14 protein-coding genes are annotated in these 14,792 nt (G+C 70.7%); 6 read left to right on the top strand and 8 right to left on the bottom strand.

The genetic code is table 11. The annotated features are described in order from the left end of the window. Positions 1-92 precede the first annotated feature (92 nt). Positions 93-686, top strand: a complete 594-nt coding sequence (locus tag ACZ61E_RS18420) for a lytic polysaccharide monooxygenase auxiliary activity family 9 protein (RefSeq protein ID WP_469700662.1) — start codon at positions 93-95, stop codon at positions 684-686. 164 nt (positions 687-850) lie between these two features. On the opposite strand, the gene ACZ61E_RS18415 is transcribed toward ACZ61E_RS18420, so the two are convergent. The 5 genes from ACZ61E_RS18415 to ehuB form a co-directional block, all read right to left on the bottom strand. After that, positions 851-1,609: an IclR family transcriptional regulator gene (locus ACZ61E_RS18415; RefSeq protein ID WP_469700661.1), complete on the bottom strand. Its 759-nt coding sequence runs from the start codon at positions 1,607-1,609 to the stop codon at positions 851-853. A gap of 254 nt (positions 1,610-1,863) precedes the next feature. Next, the gene (gene ehuA, locus ACZ61E_RS18410; RefSeq protein ID WP_469700660.1) at positions 1,864-2,688 is read right to left on the bottom strand and encodes an ectoine/hydroxyectoine ABC transporter ATP-binding protein EhuA; all 825 of its coding nucleotides are present in this window, start codon (positions 2,686-2,688) and stop codon (positions 1,864-1,866) included. Beyond that, positions 2,678-3,328, bottom strand: a complete 651-nt coding sequence (gene ehuD / locus ACZ61E_RS18405; RefSeq protein WP_469700659.1) for an ectoine/hydroxyectoine ABC transporter permease subunit EhuD — start codon at positions 3,326-3,328, stop codon at positions 2,678-2,680. Before ehuD ends, ehuA begins: the two co-directional genes overlap by 11 nt. Further along, positions 3,328-4,068, bottom strand: coding sequence for an ectoine/hydroxyectoine ABC transporter permease subunit EhuC (gene ehuC / locus ACZ61E_RS18400; RefSeq protein WP_469700658.1), 741 nt, complete (start codon positions 4,066-4,068; stop codon positions 3,328-3,330). The genes ehuD and ehuC overlap by 1 nt, the downstream gene beginning before the upstream one ends. Beyond that, the gene (ehuB, locus tag ACZ61E_RS18395; RefSeq protein WP_469700657.1) at positions 4,065-4,985 is read right to left on the bottom strand and encodes an ectoine/hydroxyectoine ABC transporter substrate-binding protein EhuB; all 921 of its coding nucleotides are present in this window, start codon (positions 4,983-4,985) and stop codon (positions 4,065-4,067) included. The genes ehuC and ehuB overlap by 4 nt, the downstream gene beginning before the upstream one ends. A 180-nt stretch (positions 4,986-5,165) precedes the next feature. Here ehuB and ACZ61E_RS18390 point away from each other — a divergent pair, with 180 nt between their 5' ends. Then, complete coding sequence (locus ACZ61E_RS18390; RefSeq protein WP_147875437.1) at positions 5,166-5,666, top strand: DUF3830 family protein; 501 nt, start codon at positions 5,166-5,168, stop codon at positions 5,664-5,666. Positions 5,667-5,930: 264 nt separating this feature from the next. Here ACZ61E_RS18390 and ACZ61E_RS18385 read toward each other — a convergent pair whose 3' ends face one another. Both ACZ61E_RS18385 and ACZ61E_RS18380 read right to left on the bottom strand, forming a co-directional pair. Then, the gene (locus ACZ61E_RS18385) at positions 5,931-7,340 is read right to left on the bottom strand and encodes an amidase (protein ID WP_469700656.1); all 1,410 of its coding nucleotides are present in this window, start codon (positions 7,338-7,340) and stop codon (positions 5,931-5,933) included. Then, positions 7,333-8,283 (bottom strand): D-2-hydroxyacid dehydrogenase, encoded by a 951-nt coding sequence (locus tag ACZ61E_RS18380; protein ID WP_469700655.1) that lies wholly within the window; start codon positions 8,281-8,283, stop codon positions 7,333-7,335. The genes ACZ61E_RS18385 and ACZ61E_RS18380 overlap by 8 nt, the downstream gene beginning before the upstream one ends. A 130-nt stretch (positions 8,284-8,413) precedes the next feature. Between ACZ61E_RS18380 and ACZ61E_RS18375 the strand changes: the two genes are divergently transcribed. The 3 genes from ACZ61E_RS18375 (at position 8,414) to ACZ61E_RS18365 (ending at position 11,256) form a co-directional block, all read left to right on the top strand. After that, on the top strand, positions 8,414-9,376 hold the full coding sequence (locus tag ACZ61E_RS18375; protein WP_381948391.1) for a maleate cis-trans isomerase family protein: 963 nt from the start codon (positions 8,414-8,416) through the stop codon (positions 9,374-9,376). After that, positions 9,373-10,092 (top strand): maleate cis-trans isomerase family protein, encoded by a 720-nt coding sequence (locus tag ACZ61E_RS18370; RefSeq protein WP_469700654.1) that lies wholly within the window; start codon positions 9,373-9,375, stop codon positions 10,090-10,092. The genes ACZ61E_RS18375 and ACZ61E_RS18370 overlap by 4 nt, the downstream gene beginning before the upstream one ends. A 96-nt stretch (positions 10,093-10,188) precedes the next feature. Further along, positions 10,189-11,256, top strand: a complete 1,068-nt coding sequence (locus ACZ61E_RS18365; protein ID WP_469700653.1) for an LLM class flavin-dependent oxidoreductase — start codon at positions 10,189-10,191, stop codon at positions 11,254-11,256. Positions 11,257-11,268: 12 nt separating this feature from the next. On the opposite strand, the gene ACZ61E_RS18360 is transcribed toward ACZ61E_RS18365, so the two are convergent. Further along, a complete protein-coding gene (locus ACZ61E_RS18360) occupies positions 11,269-13,161 on the bottom strand; it encodes a putative bifunctional diguanylate cyclase/phosphodiesterase (protein WP_469700652.1) in 1,893 nt (630 codons plus the stop codon). A 297-nt stretch (positions 13,162-13,458) separates the two neighbouring features. On the opposite strand from ACZ61E_RS18360, the gene ACZ61E_RS18355 reads away from it, so the two are divergent. After that, positions 13,459-14,730 (top strand): M6 family metalloprotease domain-containing protein, encoded by a 1,272-nt coding sequence (locus ACZ61E_RS18355; RefSeq protein ID WP_469700707.1) that lies wholly within the window; start codon positions 13,459-13,461, stop codon positions 14,728-14,730. Positions 14,731-14,792 lie beyond the last annotated feature (62 nt).

The raw sequence follows: 14,792 nt of genomic DNA, 5'->3' as shown, positions 1-14,792 counted from the left end.
AAGGTCCGTCAATACTGTGTCACTTGGTCTAGACCTGATTGCGCAGTCAGGAGTCACCGCACGTACTCCCCACGGTCCCCAGGAGCGAGAGCATGCGAAAGAAGAGAATCAGCGCCGCGGTACTCGGTCTCGCGGTGGCGGGCGTGTCCCTGCTCGCCACCGGCAGCGCGAGCAGCCACGGCTACACCGACTCACCGATCAGCCGTCAGAAGCTGTGCCAGAACGGCACCGTCACCGGATGCGGGAACATCCAGTGGGAGCCGCAGAGCGTCGAGGGACCCAAGGGCTTCCCGGCCGCGGGTCCCGCCGACGGAAAGATCTGCTCGGGCGGCAACGGCCAGTTCGCGCAGCTCGACGACCCGCGTGGCGGCAACTGGCCCGCCACCAATGTGACGGCCGGTCAGGGCTACAGCTTCCGCTGGCAGTTCACCGCCCGCCACTCCACGTCCGACTTCCGCTACTACATCACCAAGAACGGCTGGGACCCGACCAAGCCGCTCACCCGCGCGGCCCTCGACCCGCAGCCGTTCATGACCGTGCCGTACGGCAACCAGCAGCCGCCGGCCACGCTCGTCCACCAGGGCAGCATGCCGACCCAGAAGACGGGCAAGCACATCGTCCTGGCCGTGTGGAACGTCGCGGACACCACCAACGCGTTCTACGCCTGCTCGGACGTCAGGTTCTGATCCGTCCCATTCCGTTCCATCAGCATGTGACCGGCGAGGGTCTCATTCAACGCTGACCGGGCCGGGCCGTCGTACGCCGGGTGTGTGCCGCACCCTGCCTGCCGCGGCCCGGTCCCGGGCCCTTCCCGGCCCGGAAGCGGGGGCCGGCCCGTGGGACGGCCGGGTCAGATGGCCAGCGAGAGCGCCATCGGCGCGGCGCCCCGGTTGAGCGTGTCCGCCGCCGAGCGCAGCCGGTGCGCGTGCTCGATCGGCATCGACAGGGCCAGACAGCCCACCGCCGAACCCGCCGTCAGCGGCACCGCCGCGCAGACCGTGCCCACCGCGTACTCCTGGAGATCCAGGATCGGAACCGTGGGCGGCTGGCTGTCCAGCTTGGAGAACAGCACCCGCTCACTGGTGATGGTCCGTGAGGTGAGGCGCGCGATCTTGTGCCGGGAGAGATGGTCCCGGCGGCTGTTCTGGTCGAGCTGGGTGAGCAGGCACTTGCCGACGGCGCTCGCGTGCGCCGCCGAGCGGAAGTCCACCCACTCGTTCACCGCGGGAGCGTCCGGCCCGTCGGCGTACTGCGTGATCTTGACCTCGCCGTCGATGTAACGGCTGATGTAGACGGCGGCCCCGACCGAGTCGCGCAGCTCGGTGAGGGTGTCCTGGAGCTTGGTCTCCAGGGCCGCCTCGCGGGTGGTGCCGGTGCCGAGCAGGACCAGGGAGTCCCCCATGGCGTAGGCGCCGTCCGAGACCTGTTCCACATAGCCCTCGCTGCGCAGCATCGCCAGCATCGGGGCGAGATGGCCGGTCGGCAGGCCCGTCTCGCGGGCGATCTGGACGTCGGTGACACCGCCGGTGTGCTTGGAGACCGCTTCGAGGACGCGCAGGACGTATTGCACCGAGTGGAACGGCGCGGTCGGCTCCGGCTTCAGCGCCACGGTTCCCCCTACCAGGTTGTGACCGCAAGCTTCCCCACCACGATAGCCGCCAAGGCCCTTTTCCGGGGCGGCTGTTGGGCAGAATGGCACCCGCCGCACCGGCCTCAGCTGCGGCGTATCGTTCTGGCATATGCTAAAGGCAATGACGTTCGGGCGGGCCGGCCGCGGAAACGGGGGAGCCCGGTCCGTTCCGCCGGACCGGGCTCCCCCGAATAAAGCGAGGCGAGCGCCCCTTCAACGCGCCGGGCGCACGCCTACAGCACCGCGCTCAGGAACTCCCGGGTGCGCTCGTGCTCGGGGTCGCTGAAGATCTTCTCCGGCGGTCCGGACTCGATGACCCGGCCCGCGTCGAACATCAGTACGTCATCGGAGATGTCGCGCGCGAAGTTCATCTCGTGCGTCACGCAGAGCATCGTGATGTCCGTCGTGCGGGCGATGTCCCGCAGCACGTCGAGGACGCCCGCGACCAGCTCCGGGTCGAGCGCGGACGTGACCTCGTCCAGCAGCAGGACCTGCGGTCGCATCGCCAGCGCCCGCGCGATGGCCACCCGCTGCTGCTGTCCGCCCGAGAGCTCGCTCGGATAGGCGTCGCAGCGGTCCCCCAGGCCCACCAGGTCCAGCAGGCCGCGCGCCCGCTCGTCGGCCTCGTCCTTGGACAGGCCGAGCACGTGCACCGGGGCCTCGGTGACGTTCCGCAGGACCTTCATGTTGGGGAAGAGGTTGAACTGCTGGAACACCATGCCGATGTTCTTGCGCACCTCACGGACATGGCTCTCGCCCGCGGGGACGAGCTTGCCGTCCTTCTCCTGGTGCGTGAGGTACTCGCCGGCCACCTTGATGGTGCCCTCCTCCGGCTTGATCAGCGTCATCAGAAGTCTGAGGATCGTCGTCTTGCCCGATCCCGAGGCACCGATCAGCGTCACGTGCTTGCCGGAGTTGACCGTGAAGTCCAGTGAGTCCAGGACCGTGTTGGACCCGAAGCGCTTGGTGACCTTGTCGAAGCGGATCAGCTCGCTGCCGTCGGCGGCGGGATTGGCCGTTTCCTTCGAGGGGTTGGGGGGAGTGCTGTCAGCGGACAAGGCGACGCTCCAATGCTCGCATGAGAAGGGATGCCGGATAGGAGATGACGATGAAGGCCACACCCACGACGGTGAAGACCTCGACGGTCAGGAACGACTCGGAGGCGAACTGCCGCGCCTGGCCGAGCATTTCCATCACTCCGATGACGAAGATCATCGGAGTGTCCTTCAGCATCGCGATGACGTAGTTGCCCAGCGCGGGCACGACGCGGCGGATCGCCTGCGGCAGGATCACCGCACCCCAGGTGCGGGACCTCGGCAGGCTGAGCGCCTTGGCCGCCTCCCACTGGCCGGCCGGGACGCCGTCGATGCCGGCCCGGTAGACCTCGGCGGTGTACGTCGAGTAGTGCAGGCCCAGGCCGACGACACCGGTCACCATGGCGCTGAGCGTGACACCCCACTCGGGGAGCACGTAGTAGAGGAAGAACAGCTGCACGAGCAGCGGGGTGTTGCGGACGAACTCGGTGAGGATGTTCACCGGCCACCGCACCACCGCCAGACCGGAGCGCTGGGCCATCGCCCAGACGAGACCGAGGGCGAAGGCGAGCAGCGCGCCCAGGACCAGTGCCTGGAGCGTGACGAGCAGGCCGTCCCAGAACATCGGCATGAAGTCGCCGACCGCGGACCAGTTCCACTCCATCAGCTCTCACCTCCCGCGTTCGCCGAGACGGCGTTCCGGCGGGAGAGTCCGAGCTTGCCCACGACGCCCCCCGTCTTCTCGGGGCGCTGACCGATCCCGGCCTTCGCCTGTCGTTCCAGTACGCGCATACCACGCGTGAGCACGAAGGCGAGCACGAAGTACATCAGCAGGATGACCGTGTAGACGGGCGCGCTCTCGCCCGTCGCGTTACGCACCAGCGACGCACCGAAGGCGATGTCGGCGACGCCCATGATGGAGACCAGCGCCGTGCCCTTGAGCAGCTCGATCAGCAGGTTGTTGAACGGCGGGATCATCTCCGGCCACGCCTGCGGCAGGATGATCTTCCGCAGCTGCTGGGCGGGGGTGAAGCTCAGTGCGATCCCCGCCTCGCGCTGAGCCGGAGCCACCGCCTGCACCGCGCCGCGGACGACCTCGGAGCCGTACGCCCCGTACGTGAGCCCCAGCGCCAGCGTCGCCGCCCACATCGGGACGAGCTGCCAGCCGAAGCCCAGCGGGAGCACGAAGAAGATCCAGAACATCAGGATCAGCGCGGACGTGCCGCGGAAGATCTCGAAGTAGGCCCCGGATATGAACCGCACGATCCACAGCCGGTGGGTGCGGGCGAGTCCGACGACCAGCGCGACCACGGCGGCCAGCGCCGAGCTGAAGACCGTCAGCTGGACGGTGATCCACACGCCTTCGAGGAGGAGTTTCCACAGGCCCCAGGTGATCTCACTCATGGCGCGCACTTCTCCTTCGCCGTGATGGTGGTCATCTGGTCCTTCGTGAAGCCGAAGGGCCGCATGATCTCCAGCAGCTCACCGCTCTTCTTGAGCTTGTGCAGCTCGCGGTTGAAGGAGTCGCGGAGGTTCGTCTCCGGCGAGCGGAAGGCGAAGCCGCCGACGTCGATGACGGGCTTGCCGTCGACGATCGGGGTGACCTCCTTGGTCGCCTCGGCCTTCGTGCTGTCGGTCTCCTTGATCACGTTGAACACCGTGACCGCGGTACCGGCGAAGACATCGACGCGGCCCTGTTCGACGGCGAGCAGCCCGGCCAGCTGGTCGGGCAGGGTCGTGATGCTCTTGACCCCGGCCTCCTCCGCGTAACCGATCTCCGCGTAGCCGACGCCCGTCGCCATCCTGGCGCCGGCCTCGGCTATGTCCTTGTACGAGTGGAGGTTCTTCGGGTTCCCCTTCGGCACGATGAACGCGTCGAGCATCTGGTACTCGGGGTCGGCGAAGATGACCTGCTCACAGCGCTCCGGGTTGATGTACATCCCGGCGGCGACCACGTCGAACTGGAGCGAGTTCAGACCGGTGATCAGCGAACCGAACTCGGTGGCGAAGGGCTGGACGTTCTCCACGCCCAGCTCCTTGAAGATCCGCGAGGCGATGGCCGGGGCGGAGCCCGTCATCTCACCGTCCTTGCCGATGTAGCTGTAGGGCTGCTCGCCCGCCAGCCCGAGGCGCACCGTCCCCTTGGCGCGCAGCTGGTCGAGCAGGGTCCCCCCGTCCCCGTTGTCGGCGGTGGCCACGCGGCTGCATCCGCTGCTGGCCCCGACAGCGCCCACGGCACCGAGTGCCGCGGCACCCGCCAGCAGCGAACGGCGCCGGAGCCCTCTTCCCGTGCTTGTGTTGTTCCCCTTGAGTGGAGCCATAGGCGCGCGGGTACCCGAAACAGCAGCGGGTATGCGGATTATTTTCGGACCGATATGCCTATCGTTGTCCGGGCGTCACCTACGGGAGACGGGGCCCTTCGGCCCCGCATTCGTGCGCCGGGGGCGGGTATTCATGGCCGGACACAGGCTTACGAACCGACCGGAAGGGCGCGAAGACCTATGAGCGACCGCTTCATCGAAGTGTCCCTGGACAAGCGCGGCGTCCGCTGTACCGCCAAGCTCCTCGATGACCTGGCCCCGATCACCTGCGCCGCCGTGTGGGAGGCACTGCCGCTGGGCGGCGACGTCTACCACGCCAAGTACGCGCGCAACGAGATCTACGCGCTGATGCCCGGGTTCGCCGCCGAGGAACCGCCGCTGGAGAACCCGACGGTCACCCCCATTCCGGGCGATCTGTGCTACTTCACCTTCTCGGACACGGTGCTCGGCACCACGTCGTACGGGTACGAGGAGCAGGCCGCCCACCGGGGCCGCCGTACCGTCGTCGACCTCGCGCTGTTCTACGAGCGCAACAACCTGCTGATCAACGGCGACACGGGGTGGATCCCCGGCATCGTCTGGGGCTCGGTCGTCGAGGGCCTGGAGGAGATGGCGGAAGCCTGCCAGGACCTCTGGCGGGCGGGCGCGACGGGCGAGACGCTGAACTTCCGGCGGGTCTGAGGGCCTGTCCCCGATCGCCGGGCGGGCGGTGTTCCCTCGCCGGACGGGCTGCGGACGCCGCCCTCCGGCGACTGAGGACACCCCGCCCCGCGGGCGGACGCTCAGGGCTGTCCCGTGATCCCCGGCGGGCGCGCGACGACGGCTACGGCGCCTCGCCGCGTTGTCGGATCGCCCGAATACGCCCAGTACGAGGACGACCCTCCGCCCTGCGACGCACCGCATCCGACGCCGCGCGCCGATCCACCGGGGATGACGGGACAGCCCTCAAGCGCCCGTCGGGGCCGGGAGGGACGCCGCGCCCGACTCGTACAGCGCGTGCGCCGCCCGCATCACCAAGGCGTCCGCGTGGCGCGCCCCGATCAGCTGGAGGCCGATCGGCAGCCCGTCCTCGTCCACCCCGCACGGCACCGTCGCCGCGGGCTGCTGCGTGAGGTTGAAGGGGTACGTGAACGGGGTCCAGCCGGTCCAGCGGCGGTACCCCGAGCCCTTCGGCGTCTCCACCCCCGCCTCGAACGCCGCGATCGGCAGCGTCGGCGTCACCAGCAGGTCGTACGTCTCGTGGAACCTGCCGAGCCGCCTCCCCAGCTCCATCCGGGTGTCCACGGCCGCCAGGTAGTCCAGCGCGCTCGCCCGCGCCCCCTCCGCCACGACCTCCCGGAGCCCCGGGTCCAGCAACTCGCGCTGCTCCTCGCCGAGCGGCTGCGTCACCCGCGCCGCCCCCGAGAACCAGAGCGTGTGGAACGCCTCCACCGGGTCCGAGATGTCCGGGTCGGCCTCCTCGATGTACGCGCCCAGCTCGGCGAGCCGCCCCACCCCGCGCCGTACGGCCGCCGCCACCGGCGGACGTACCGCGACCTGGCCGCCGAACGACGGCGAGTACGCGATCCGCAGCCCCGCGATCCCCTCCGACAGGGTGGCGGTGACACCCGGCGCCGGGGCGAGCTGCGACCAGTCGCGCCAGTCGGCGCCGCTGATGACGTCGAGCAGCAGCGCGGCGTCGGCGGCGTCGCGCGCCATCGGACCGGCGTGCGCCAGCGTGCCGAAGGGGCTGGACGGGAAGAGCGGGATCCGCCCGTAGGTGGGCTTGAGCCCGAAGACGCCGCAGAACGACGCGGGGATCCGGACCGAGCCGCCGCCGTCGGTGCCGATCGACAGCGGGCCGGCGCCCAACGCCACCGCCGCCGCGCTGCCGCCGCTGGACCCGCCCGCCGTGCGGGACAGGTCGTAGGGGTTGCGGGTGACGCCGTTCAGCGGTGAGTCCGTCACGCCCTTCCAGCCGAACTCGGGCGTGGTCGTCTTGCCGATGAGGACCGCGCCGTGCTCGCGCAGCCGCGCCACCGCCGGCGCGTCGTCCGTCCACGGGCCCGCCGGGTCGACCGTCCGCGAACCGCGCAGGGTCGGCCCGCCACGCTGGAGGAAGATGTCCTTCACGGAGACCGGGACACCGTCGAGCCGCCCCCGCGGTTCCTTTCTGTGCCACCGGCCGGCGGCTGCCTCCGCGGCGGCGAGCGCCTCGTCGGCGTCGACCCGGACGAAGGCGTTGACGAGCGGCTCGACCGCCTCGATCCGTTCCAGCGTGGCGCGCACCGCGTCGACCGGTGAGAAGTCGCCCTTCTCGTAGCCGGCCAGCAGCTGTCGTGCGGTGAGATCGGTGAGGAACATGGACTCAGTCATGCATGGGGACGTACCCACGTTTCTTGTCCACCACGTTAGGCAGTGGCTCACCGGACGCCCAGATGTCGTAAAGGCCGACGAACTGCTCGCCCAGACGGTCGCGCCAGCCGACGGTGTCACCGCTCATGTGGGGCGACACGATCAGCCCCGGCACGTCCCACAGCCGGCTCTCCGGATCGAGCGGCTCGGCCTCGAAGACATCGAGGGCGGCGCCCGCGATCCCGCGCTTGGCCACGGCGTCCGTCAGCGCCCTCTCGTCGACGAGCTGGCCGCGCCCCACGTTGATGAAGTGCGCGGAGGGCTGCATCAGACCGAAGAGACGGGCGCCGAACATGCCGCGCGTGCTCTCCGTGAGCGGGGCCGCGCAGATCACCCAGTCGGAGCGGGTGAGGAGCGCGTCCAGCTCGTCGGCGCCGTGGATTCCCGGGCGCGCGGTGCGGCCGGTGATCGCCACCTTCACACCGAGCGCCCTCAGTGTCCCGGCGATCGCCCGGCCGATGGGGCCCGCGCCGACGACGGTGGCGCGGCTCTCCGCCACCCGTAGTCCCTCACGGTGGCGCCAGCGCCTCTGGCGCTGGAGTTCGAGAGTTCCCGGCAGGTCCTTGGCCATGGCAAGGACAAGAGCCGCCACGTATTCGGCAATGGGCTCCTCGAAGATGCCGCGGGCGTTGGTGACGATTGTTTCGGAGTTGATCAGTTCCGGGCAGAGCAGCCGGTCCACGCCGGCGCTCGCCGTGTGCACCCAGCCGGGCCGCGGCCCGTCCCCCGGCCAGGCCAGCCGGATCGCGTCGGATGTGAAGTCCCACGCCAACAGGACGTCGGCCAGGGGGAGTTGGGCGGCGAGCGAGGACTCGTCGGCGTACCGGACATGCGCCCGACCGGTCAGCCTGCCGAGGCGCGGCGGCGGGTCGGCACCCAGGACGAGAAGGGTCGGTTCAGTCATCGGGAGAGCCCTTCCGATCGGGGCCTGCATTTCCTCCAGGAAAATTCGTCGCAACGTATTTCCTGTGCTCATTGACCACGCTCGCATTCAGCTCCTACCGTCGTCAACAACAGCCAAAGGGGGCCGTGAGATGGATGTCTCCTTTCTGGGTGGACCGCAGCCGCAGCGTGGTGTCGGTGTGGTCGCCCCATTCGACTTTGCTCTGGATCGTGAACTCTGGCGCTGGATGCCCGACGAGATCTCGCTGCGCCTGACGAGGACGCCCTATGTCCCCGTCGAGGTGTCGCTGGACCTCGCCAGGCTCGTCAGCGAGCACGAGACCCTCGGAGAGGCGGTGATGGCCCTCGGCGCGTCCGAACCGGAGGTGATCGCGTACGCCTGTACGTCGGGCAGCTTCGTCGGCGGTGTCGTCGGGGAACGGGCGATGTGCGAGGCGATGAACAGGGCGGGCGAGGTGCCCTCGCTCACCACGTCGGGCGCGCTGCTGGAGGCGCTCGAAGAGCTGGGCGCGAAACGGATCGCGCTGGTCACCCCCTATACGGAGTCGGTCACCGAGTCCCTTGAGGAGTACCTGGCGGAGGCCGGGGTAACCGTCACGGGTCGCGCCTTCCTGGGGCTGACCCGGCACATCTGGAAGGTTCCGTACCGGTCGGTCGTGGACATGGCGCGGCAGGCCGTCGTCGGCGCGGCCGACGCGCTGTTCATCAGCTGTACGAACCTGCCGACGTACGACGCGATCCCGCAGTTGGAGGCCGAGCTGAGGATGCCGGTGCTGTCGGCGAACCAGGTCACGATGTGGGCGGCCCTGCGCAGAATCGGCGCGCACGCGGTCGGTCCCTACCAGGGCCTGCTGCTCAACCCGCCCCCGGCGCGTCACGTGCCTACGCTGGAGGGGATGGGAGAGATCCCCGAGATGCCCGAGGTCCGCCGTTTCCCGGAGATGTCCGGGATCGGCGACATCCCCGGCATCGCGGAGATGGGACGGATGGAACCGGTCCAGCACCTGCAGGACGCCCAGCCGGCCCAGCCCGGCGAGTGGGCGCAGCCCTCCCAGCCGGACGCTCCGACCGAGGAACAGGAAGGTTGGACATGACGACCGTCGGACTTCTCTACCCCGGCCACTCCGCCGAGGACGACTACCCCCGTCTGGAGATGCTCTTCGACAGCGACATCAGACTGCCCCTCGTCCACACCGACATCGGTGAGGACGCCCACCGCGTCGACGCGCTCCTGGAGATGGGCTCGGCGCGGCGGCTGGCGGACGGTGTCGAGGAGCTGCGGATGGCGGGGGCCGAGTCCGTGGTCTGGGCCTGCACGAGCGGCAGCTTCGTGTACGGCTGGGACGGTGCCCACCAGCAGGCACGGCAGCTCGCCGTGGAGGCCGGGCTGCCGGCCTCCAGCACCTCGTTCGCCTTCGCGCACGCCGTCCAGGCGCTGGGCGCCCGGAAGGTCGCGGTGGCCGCGACCTATCCGGAGGACGTCGCGGGCTACTTCGCCGCCTTCCTGAAGGCGGCCGGCATCGAGGTGGTCTCCACGCGCGGCAGCGGCATCATCACGGCGGCCGAGGTCGGCACCTGGGGCCGGGACGAGGTACTCGCCCTGGCCCGCGGGGGCGACCACCCGGACGCCGAGGTGGTCCTGCTGCCGGACACGGCGCTGCACACCGTCGCGTACCTCCCGGAGCTGGAGGCGGCCCTCGGCAAACCGGTCCTCACCGCGAACCAGGTGACGGTCTGGGAGGGGCTGCGCCTGGTGGAGCGCCACGCGTGGGCCCCGAAGCTGGGAACGCTGTTCGCGAGCCGCGACTGAGTCCCGCCCGGTCCGGGAGGAGCCGGGAATAAAACGGAGACGTCCTCCTGTTGGAGCGGGCTGTACCTGTTTCCCGCACCAGAAGGGCTCGCACCGGTGGTTGACGCAATTCGAGGTACGGCGCTGGGCAGCGCGCCCGTGCCGCTGTCCGTGCTGGATCTGGTCACCGTCGGCAGCGGGAGCACCGCCCGGCAGTCGCTGCGGACCAGCGTGCGGATCGCCGAGCTCGGCGAGCGCAGGGGCTACCACCGCCACTGGGTCGCCGAGCACCACTCGATGCCCGGTGTCGCCTCGTCGTCGCCCGCCGTGATCCTGGCCCATCTCGCCGCCCGCACCGAGCGCATCCGGCTCGGTTCGGGCGGCGTCATGCTGCCCAATCACGCGCCGCTGGTCATCGCCGAGCAGTTCGGCACCCTGGAGGCCCTGGCCCCCGGGCGGGTCGACCTCGGGCTCGGCCGGGCGCCGGGCACCGACGGGGCCACGGCCGCCGCCCTGCGCCGGACCGACCGGCTGAACGAGGGAGCCGACGACTTCCCGCAGCAGCTCGCCGAACTCACCCGCTTCCTGGACGACGACTTCCCGGACGGGCACCCGTACGCGCGGATCCACGCCGTCCCCGGACCCGTCCAGGGCCCCGCCGCCCGCCCGCCGATCTGGCTCCTCGGCTCCTCCGGCTTCAGCGCCAGGCTCGCCGCCACGCTCGGGCTGCCGTTCGCCTTCGCGCACCACTTCTCGGCGCGCAACACCATCCCCGCGCTGGACCTCTACCGCGAGTCCTTCCGGCCGTCGGCCGTCCTCGACGCCCCGTACGCGCTGATCGGCGTGGCCGCCCTCGCCGCCGAGGACGAGAACGAGGCCCGCCGCCAGGTCCTGACCGGCGCGCTGTCGATGCTCCGTCTGCGGACCGGGCGCCCGGGGCTCGTCCCGACGCCCGAGGAGGCGGAGGCGTACAGCTTCAGCCCGCAGGAGCGCGAGTTCACCGACGGCTGGCTGGCGAACATCGTGCACGGCACCCCGGACGCCGTCCGCGCCGGCCTCGACGACCTCCAGAAGCGCACGGGCGCCGACGAGCTGATGCTCACCGCCAACGCCCACGGCGGCGAGGCGCGCCTGCGCAGCTACGGTCTGATCGCCGACGCGTACGGCCTGCCGGAGACCGCTTAGGGGCGGGCGGGGTCAGGCTCTCAGGGGGCTGACCCCGATCATCTCCGCGATCCGCTCCGGTCCCACCGCCCGCGAGTACAGCCAGCCCTGCCCGGTGTCGCAGCCGATCCGGCGCAGCCGCGCCGCCTGGCCCGCCGTCTCCACGCACTCCGCCGTGACCGTCAGGCCCAGCCGGTGGGCGAGGTGGACCAGCGTCTCGACGATCGTCTCGTCCGCCGGGTTGGGGTGGGCGCCCCCGTCGTACCGGAAGCCCCGGACGAAGGAGCCGTCCAGTTTCAGCACGGAGACGGGCAGCCTGCTCAGATAGGCGAGGTTCGAGTAGCCGGTCCCGAAGTCGTCGATGGCGATGCGCACGCCCATGTCGCTCAGCGCCTGGAGGGCCTGGAGCGGCCGGCCGGCCGAGCCCATCACCGCGGACTCGGTCAGCTCCAGTTGCAGCAGACGTGGCGCCAGACCCGTCTCCGCGAGGATCGCGGCCACGTCGGCCACCAGGTCGGAGTCCCAGACCTGCCGTACGGCGACGTTGACGCTCACGAACAGCGGCCGGTCCGCCGGGTGGTCGCGCTGCCACCGGCGGGCCTGGAGACAGGCCGTACGCAGCACCCAGCGGCCGAGCTGGACGATCGAGCCGTCCTCCTCGGCGATGCCGATGAAGCGGTTCGGCGCCAGCACGCCGAACTGCGGGTGGTCCCAGCGCACCAGCGCCTCCACCCCCTGTACGACTCCGTCGGCCATCCCCACCAGCGGCTGGTACTGGAGCACGAACTCGTCGCGCTCGACGGCCGGGCGCAGCGTGGACGACAGCGCCTGGCGGGTCATCCGGTGGGCGTTGCGCTCCGGGTCGAAGAGGGTCCAGCGGGCCTTGCCGTCCGCCTTCGCCCAGTAGAGGGTCGTGTCGGCGACCTGCATCAGACCGGTGGGGGTGGTGCCCTCGGCGGGCCGTTCGACGACACCGATGGACGCCGAGACGGAGAGCCGCTGCCCCGCGAGGTCGAACGGGAGCTGGAGCGCGGCGAGCACGGCGCGGGCGAGATCGGCGAGCTGTTCCGTACCGGCCGAGTCCTCCACCAGGATCGCGAACTCGTCGCCGCCGAGGCGCGCCACGAGGTGGTGGCCGTCGCGGCTGTGGGCGTCGTTGTCGGCGCACTCGGTCAGCCGGGCCCCGACGGCGGCGAGCAGCCGGTCCCCGACCCGGTGTCCGAGCGTGTCGTTGACGGCCTTGAAACCGTCGAGATCCAGGTAGCAGAGACCGATCCGCCCCGTTCTGCCATGGCCGTACGACGATTCGAGCGCGGTCGAGAGCCGCTCGAAGAACAGCGTGCGGTTGGGCAGCCGGGTCACCGGGTCGTGCATCTGGAGATGGCGCAGTCTGGCCTGGAGTTCACGCCGTTCGCTGATGTCCGTGAGGGAGAGCAGGACGCTGCCGCCGTCGGGCAGCGGCGCGACGGTGACCTCCGCCCAGAGTGTGCGGCCGTCGGGGTGCTTGAGGCGGCGGGTGCAGCGGAAGCGGGAGCGACGGCCGCGCAGCACCTCCTGGTACGCGTGCCAGGTCCGGCCGTCGGAGGCGAGGTCGACCAGGTCGGCGGCGGCCCGGTCGCGCAGCGTGTCGTGGTCGGCGCCGATCAGCTCGGCGAGGGCGTCGTTGACGGTGACGACGGTTCCCCGCCGGTCCACGACGGCCATGGGGAGCCGGGCCGCGTTGAAGGCCGCGCGGTAGTCGCTGTGCTCCGTCCGCTCCCCGCGGCCGCGTGCCCCGGGGTCGGGGAGGGTGGCGGGCCGCGGTTCGCCGTGTGCGTGGCCCGGGTCGTCCTGGACGGCCGGAGCATGACGCTCCGTGACTGACGGTGTGGCGGAGTGGGGCGCCGCGACCGCCGCGGGCTGGGGCCTTTCGGAGGTTCCGCTCACGGCTCGCTCCCGCAGTGCAGTGGTGTCGTACAGGGGTGTGATTCGCGATGATCGGCGCAGGAAAGTCTGCCGATCATAGAGGCTGGCCGGTGGGCCGTTCCAGCTCTCCGGCGGTGAACCGGGGAGTCCGGCACCGGCGCCGATCGGCGGACGATCGTTTCTGCGCGCCTGTGGCCCGACCTGTCTTCGCCCTGATCGATTGTGACTTTCCGTGATCCGCCGGGGGTGTCGGTCCGCTCACCCAACCGGGCCAGCGGAACAGGGCGTACGGCATCAAAAGGACAGAAAGTGGGTGAGCTGTCCCGCATTCCGCAGCCGGAGGTCCACGTGGAGCGTCGTCTGACACCCGGGGGAGTGGACCGGCCGCGCCTGCGCAGTACGGCGGCGGCCTTCACCTCCCTCGTCGCGGTCGCCGCCACCTCACTGGTGGCGGGACCCGCCGTCGCCGACCCCGCCGGACCCTGCGCCCTTCCGCGTACCACCGCGCACCACTCGCTCGGCCTCGACACGTGGAACGCCTCCTACCCGCGCCCGGCCAGGACCCTCGACGCGGTCATGGTCTTCCTGTCCTTCCCGGACGCGGCCCCGCGGGTCGAGCCCGCCGATCTGGTGGCCGACCACTTCCCGGCGACCAGCAGATTCTTCGAGCGGGCCTCGTACGGGAAGTTCGCGCTGCACCCGCATCCCCGGCTCCAGTGGATCGACATGCCGCGGGACTCCACCTACTACGCCATAAGGCGCGACTGGGCGCCGGAGATGCGCACGGCGTATCTGCGGGACGCGCTGGCGGTCGCCGATCCGGTGATCGACTTCTCGCGGTACGACGTCGTCTACCTGGTCGCCGACCCGGACGCGCCCGGTGTGGATTCCGACGCGACGAAAGTGGTCAACTTCGATCACCCGCTGACCGCGGACGGCACGGACATCAAACGCGTCGTCACGGTCTTCGAGCGGCACCCGCCGGACCGCAACGTGCTCGCCCACGAGACCGGGCACGTCTTCGACCTGCCCGACCTCTACCACCGGCCCACCGACGGCAAGGGCGACTGGGACACCCATGTCGGCGACTGGGATGTGATGGGCAGTCAGTTCGGCCTGTCGCCCGACCTGTTCGGCTGGCACAAGTGGAAGCTGGGCTGGCTCGGCGGGCGGCAGGTGCGCTGTGTGAAGCCCATCGGCAGCAGCATGCTCACCCTGGAACCGCTGGACGCCCCGCCCCCGGCCGGCGTGAGCGCGGGGACCCGGCTCGCGGTGGTCAGGACGGGCGAGCACTCGGTCCTCGCGATCGAGGCCCGCGGCTCCACCGGGAACGACGCCACGACGTGCACCGAGGGCGTGCTGATCTACCGGGTGCGGGGGGAGGCGGAGTCGGGCGCCGGCCCCATCGAGGTGGTGGACGCCCACCCGGACAGCGAGGCGTGCTGGGACCAGTCGGTCTATCCGCCGCTGGCGGACGCACCGCTGGGGGTCGGGGAGACGTTCACGGTGCCGGGGGAGGGCACGAAGGTGGAGGTGGCCGACCGCACGCGGACGGGAGCGTGGACGGTCAAGGTGACGACGGGGGTGTGAGGGATGGCGAGCCGCCGGGCGGGAACACGAAAAGGCCCCCCGCTCCCGCGAGGGGCCCTTCC

The sequence above is a fragment of the Streptomyces sp. NPDC104581 genome (assembly GCF_055583685.1).
Note: the sequence above shows the minus strand (reverse complement) of the source record. Positions and strands in the feature narration are given on the sequence as shown.